The 4,436-nt window shown below is 62.4% G+C and carries 7 protein-coding genes; 4 read left to right on the top strand and 3 right to left on the bottom strand.

The genetic code is table 11. The features are described from left to right. Positions 1–91: 91 nt before the first annotated feature. Positions 92–406, bottom strand: coding sequence for a hypothetical protein (locus DBR18_RS12920; protein WP_108590594.1), 315 nt, complete (start codon positions 404–406; stop codon positions 92–94). 207 nt (positions 407–613) lie between these two features. Here DBR18_RS12920 and DBR18_RS12925 point away from each other — a divergent pair, with 207 nt between their 5' ends. The 3 genes from DBR18_RS12925 to DBR18_RS12935 are packed head-to-tail and all read left to right on the top strand — an operon-like array spanning position 614 to position 2,797. Next, positions 614–1,279 carry a secretin and TonB N-terminal domain-containing protein gene (locus tag DBR18_RS12925; RefSeq protein WP_256588693.1) on the top strand — a complete coding sequence of 222 codons (666 nt, stop codon included), beginning with the start codon at positions 614–616 and terminating at the stop codon, positions 1,277–1,279. Next, positions 1,276–1,827, top strand: a complete 552-nt coding sequence (locus DBR18_RS12930) for an RNA polymerase sigma factor (RefSeq protein ID WP_027613107.1) — start codon at positions 1,276–1,278, stop codon at positions 1,825–1,827. The genes DBR18_RS12925 and DBR18_RS12930 overlap by 4 nt, the downstream gene beginning before the upstream one ends. Positions 1,828–1,858: 31 nt before the next feature. Next, on the top strand, positions 1,859–2,797 hold the full coding sequence (locus DBR18_RS12935) for a FecR family protein (RefSeq protein WP_108590596.1): 939 nt from the start codon (positions 1,859–1,861) through the stop codon (positions 2,795–2,797). A gap of 141 nt (positions 2,798–2,938) precedes the next feature. Here DBR18_RS12935 and DBR18_RS12940 read toward each other — a convergent pair whose 3' ends face one another. Further along, the gene (locus DBR18_RS12940; protein ID WP_108590597.1) at positions 2,939–3,547 is read right to left on the bottom strand and encodes a prepilin-type N-terminal cleavage/methylation domain-containing protein; all 609 of its coding nucleotides are present in this window, start codon (positions 3,545–3,547) and stop codon (positions 2,939–2,941) included. Next, a complete protein-coding gene (gene gspH, locus DBR18_RS12945; RefSeq protein WP_027613110.1) occupies positions 3,544–3,996 on the bottom strand; it encodes a type II secretion system minor pseudopilin GspH in 453 nt (150 codons plus the stop codon). The genes DBR18_RS12940 and gspH overlap by 4 nt, the downstream gene beginning before the upstream one ends. 133 nt (positions 3,997–4,129) lie before the next feature. Between gspH and DBR18_RS12950 the strand changes: the two genes are divergently transcribed. Beyond that, the coding region (locus DBR18_RS12950) for a general secretion pathway protein GspC (RefSeq protein ID WP_108590598.1) at positions 4,130–4,436 on the top strand (307 nt) is incomplete at its 3' end.

The raw sequence follows: 4,436 nt of genomic DNA on the forward strand, positions 1-4,436 counted from the left end.
TGTAGGAGCTGCCGAAGGCTGCGATCTTTTGACTTTGATTTTTAAAAGCAAGATCAAGAGATCGCAGCGTGCCGCAGCTCCTACAGGATCCTCAGTTCGGTGGGCGTTGTGGTTTGACTGAGGTGCCGAAGGTGTTGCCCATACGTGTGCCAGTTGCGGCCGGTGTCGCGAGGCCAACCTGATTTGGTGGCCGTTTGTTCACCGGCACATTCAGCGCCTCCTGATTCTTCTGCGCAGCCGCAGCACCCTCGGGGTTGTTGCCCATCTGCTGACTCAAACAGTCGTAATTCGGCGCCTTGTAGCCACCCACCGTCACCTCCACACAGCCCAGCGGCTGCTCGGCGTGGGCACTGGCGAAGGCGCTCAGCAGCAGCCCGCCGAGGGCGATTTTCCACAGTGATTTCATGCAAGCCTCCTGGCCGGCCAGAAGCGGCCGTTCTCTATTGGCAGTCTAGTGCAAGCCTTGCGCAAATCCCGTGATGGTTTTTTTGCACCGCCCGTCACACCAGATTCATAAACAGCCATCAGGATGACGGTTTTCAGGGGTACGTCAGCCGTGCAGCGAGGCAGTTCCAGGGACGGTCTTCAGCGTTCAGCGACTCTCGTGCGCCGGGTGAGCCTGGGGCTGCTGCTTGGCTGGTTCAGCGGCGCTGCGACCGCCGAACCGGTGCCGGCCGATTTGCGCATGACGCTGCACATTCCGGCGCAGGATCTGGCCCGGGCGCTGGATCAGTACAGCCATGCCACGGGCGTTGCGGTGCTGGTCGACAGTCAGTTGAGTCGTGGCCGGCGCTCGTTGGCGGTCGATGGCGAATACACCGCTGCCGACGCCTTGCGCCGTTTGCTCGGCGGCAGCGGGCTGATGGCGCGTTATGCCCGCGACGACGCGTTCACCTTGCAAGTGGCGCAGGTCGAGGACGTGCCATCGGCCCAGGACAAAACCACCCCGGCCAGCGCCGCTGTCAGTCGCAGTTACGCCACCGCGGTGCAAGCGGCGATCGAGCGCAACCTGTGCCGTTCGCCGCTGACCCGTCCGGGCAGTTATCGCGCGGTGTTGCAGGTCTGGGTCGGGCGCGACGGCGTGGTGCAGCACAACCGGTTGGTCACCACCACCGGTGATGTACGGCGCGATACCGCGCTGGTAGAGAGCTTTCGCAATCTCAGGATCGACCGGCCGACGCCCAGCGCGTTGCGTCAGCCGGTCACGTTGCTGTTGTTACCGGAGTCGTCAGGGAAACGCATGGAATGCACCAAATGGGAAGGAGTTTCCGGGGGATGAAAGACACCGGACAAGGTTCGATGGTCCAGCTGTTCCTGACGTCCTACGAGGACTTTCGGGTGCGCTTGCGACGCCGTCTCGGCTCGGAAGACCTGGCCAACGACGTGCTGCACGAAACCTACCTGCGGGTCGACCGCATGGAAACGCCGCCGAACCTGCTGCGGCCCAATGCCTACCTCTATCGCATGGCCCTGAACATCGCCGCCGACCGCCGTCAGGCCGATGCGCGCTTGCTCACCGGCGAGGAAGTCGAAGAGCTGCTGCAAATCGGCGACGAGGCGCTGGACCCGGCGCGGGTGGTCGGTGGGCAAAAGGAAATCCAGTCGCTGCTCAGCGCCCTCTACGAGCTGCCCGCGCGGCGGCGCAGAATCTTTATCGCCGCGCGGCTGGAGGAGGCGCCGCACCTGGAAATCTCCCAGCGCTTCGGCATCTCCACACGCATGGTCGAGAAGGAAATCAAAGCTGCATTGGGCTTCTGCGCAGCGAAACTGGAAAGAAAAGTGTTTCAGCGGTTCGGTCGCGGGGCCGGAAAACCGTCATCTGAATAGTGCCCGATCAATTCGTTGAGAACCTGCGCGTTTGAACATCTTTCGACTGACACCTGCCAAGCCATCGGCGGCCGACAATCTGCACAACGAAGCCCACGACTGGTTGATCTTGCTGACCTCGGGCCGCGCCACCGTGGCGGACGCCCGCGCGTTACGCCAGTGGTGCGCGCAGAGCGCCGAACATGCCCAGGCTTTCGACCAGGCCAAGGTGTTGTGGCACAACCTGCAGCCTGCCGCTGAAATGCTGCAGTCGCCTCGGCGTTTCGGTCGCCGCGCCTTTCTTGGCGGCGCCATCGCGGCATCCGCGGCGTTCCTGCTGGTGCGCGGGACGATTCCCGGTGGCTTCGAAGGACTCGGCGCGGATTACATCACTGAAGTCGGCCAGCAGAAGCGTTTCGAACCGGCCGACGGTGTGCGCCTGGAACTCAACACCCAGACCCGCATCAATCAGCGCTCAATCGATAACGGCGTGCAAGGCTTTGAACTGGTCAGCGGCGAAGTCGAAGTACAGACCGCACGCCTGCCATTGGCGATGCAGGCTGGAGGAGGGTGGTTGCGGGCCAGTCAGGCACGGTTCAACTTGCGCAACACCGATCAGCAGGTTTGCGTGACGTGCCTCGATGGTTCGGTGGACGTCAATGTCGATGGCCGCAGCCTGCGTTTGCAGCCGGGTGAACAACTGACCTACGACGCGCAGCAAGTGGGCGCAGTGCAAAGCGTCGACACCGCCGCAGTGATGAACTGGCGCCAACAGGTACTGGTATTCAACGGCGCAACCCTCAGCCAGATGATCGACGAGATCAACCGCTACCGCCCCGGCATGCTGCTACTGCTCAACCGCGAACTCGGCCAACGCCGCGTCCAGGCCCGCTTCAGCCTCGACCAACTCGCCGGCGTCGCCCTGCTGATCCGCGACGCCTACGGCGTCAAATGCACCGAACTCCCCGGCGGAGTCGTCGTCCTCAGCTAACCCAACCCAACACCCACAAACACCATAAAACCCTGTGGGAGCTGGCTTGCCAGCGATAGCGGCATGTCAGGCAATGAGATGTTGGATGTGAATACCCCATCGCTGGCAAGCCAGCTCCCACAGGGACCTCAGTAATCCAAATTATTGCAGCGGCCCCATCACCTGCCGATACCGCTCCACCCCCTGCGCCGTCTCCCGCGTCAACCTGACCTCCAACCCCAACGGATCCTCCCGCCGATTCCCACTCAACTGCCGCCAACCCTTATCCACCTCCCAAACCCGCACCTGCACATCACTCACACCCTGCAACACCGCCACCCCAGCCCCCGGCGCCGGCAACGGATATCGACTGCGCGCCTCAGCCACCGCCCGATACAACGTATCCCCCTTGACCCACCACCGCACCCGCTGCAAAGCCCCAGGCTGATTCGCCGCACTACGAATAATGTCCAGCCGAAACCCCTTGCTGTCACTGCTGCGCACCGTCAGCGCAGGCGGCGCGCTCGGCGGCTCATCATCCACGCCAACCTTCTTCGGCTCAGTCAATTCAACCCCCGCACGCATCTCCACATCACGCTGCAACTGATTCAACGCCCGCAACAAACTGTCACTCTGCTCACTGCTCGCCTGCAAATGACTGTCCGCCCGCGTCACACTGTCCAGCCCGCGCCAGGCAATCAAACTGACCACCGCCATCAGCAAAATAGCGACCATCACCTCGATCAGAGTAAAACCTCGTTGATCGTTCATTGCACACTGATCCTGCCACTGGCATCACGCAGCACACTCAGCCGATTAAGCCCATCAGACAGGGTCAATTGCAGCGGCGGATTGATCCACTCGGCGTTGAGCACCACCTTCTGCTTCGGCTCCACCCGCACCTCCAGCTTCGGACTCTGCCAGGTGCGCGGCCGCAACTGCGGGTCATCCTTGAAATGCTCAAACCCCCGACCACTGTCACTGCGCCGACTGAAGCGAAAGCCCTTGCCATCACTCACCCACACAATCGGCCGGCCATCGGCGCGGGCCTCCGCCTGCGCCACCTGCAGCAACTGCGCCACCCGCTCGGCGTCCTTGCGCAGCAACTGCAGCGGATCCGGCTTGATACTCAGGCTGATCGCCGCACTGGCGATACCGATGATCACCAACACCACCATCAACTCGATCAGCGTAAAACCCTGTTGCTTGCCCACATTCATCGGTTGCGCGCTCCGTTGCGTCCTGCCCCGTCCCAAAAAAACATCCTGCACGGCCAACATGTAAGACGTGTGAAATAAAACCGTGAGAATTGCCGCGTAGCCTGTCAGCAGGGACAAAAAGGAGATTCAGCCCATGATGCTCACCACCCGCATATCCCCCCCGCAAACCATCCAGGCCCTAGCACTGCTCGCCGCCCTGGTCGGCGTCGCGACCTGGTCGTCACTGCTCCTGACCTCCGCCGAATCCCACACCCCACCAGCGCCCCCGCAAATGCTCGCCGCGCGCAGTGACAGCCCGGCGTTGCAGTGGTTTTCCAACCAGACGGCACTGGTGGACATCAAGGTTAGCGGGGTGATGGCGGGGAGTCGCGGGGCGGTGGCGATTTTGAGTTTGAACGATGGACCGCCGAGGAGTTTTTTGCAGGGGGAGAGGGTGGGGC

The sequence above is a fragment of the Pseudomonas sp. HMWF021 genome (assembly GCF_003061005.1).
Lineage (GTDB): Bacteria > Pseudomonadota > Gammaproteobacteria > Pseudomonadales > Pseudomonadaceae > Aquipseudomonas.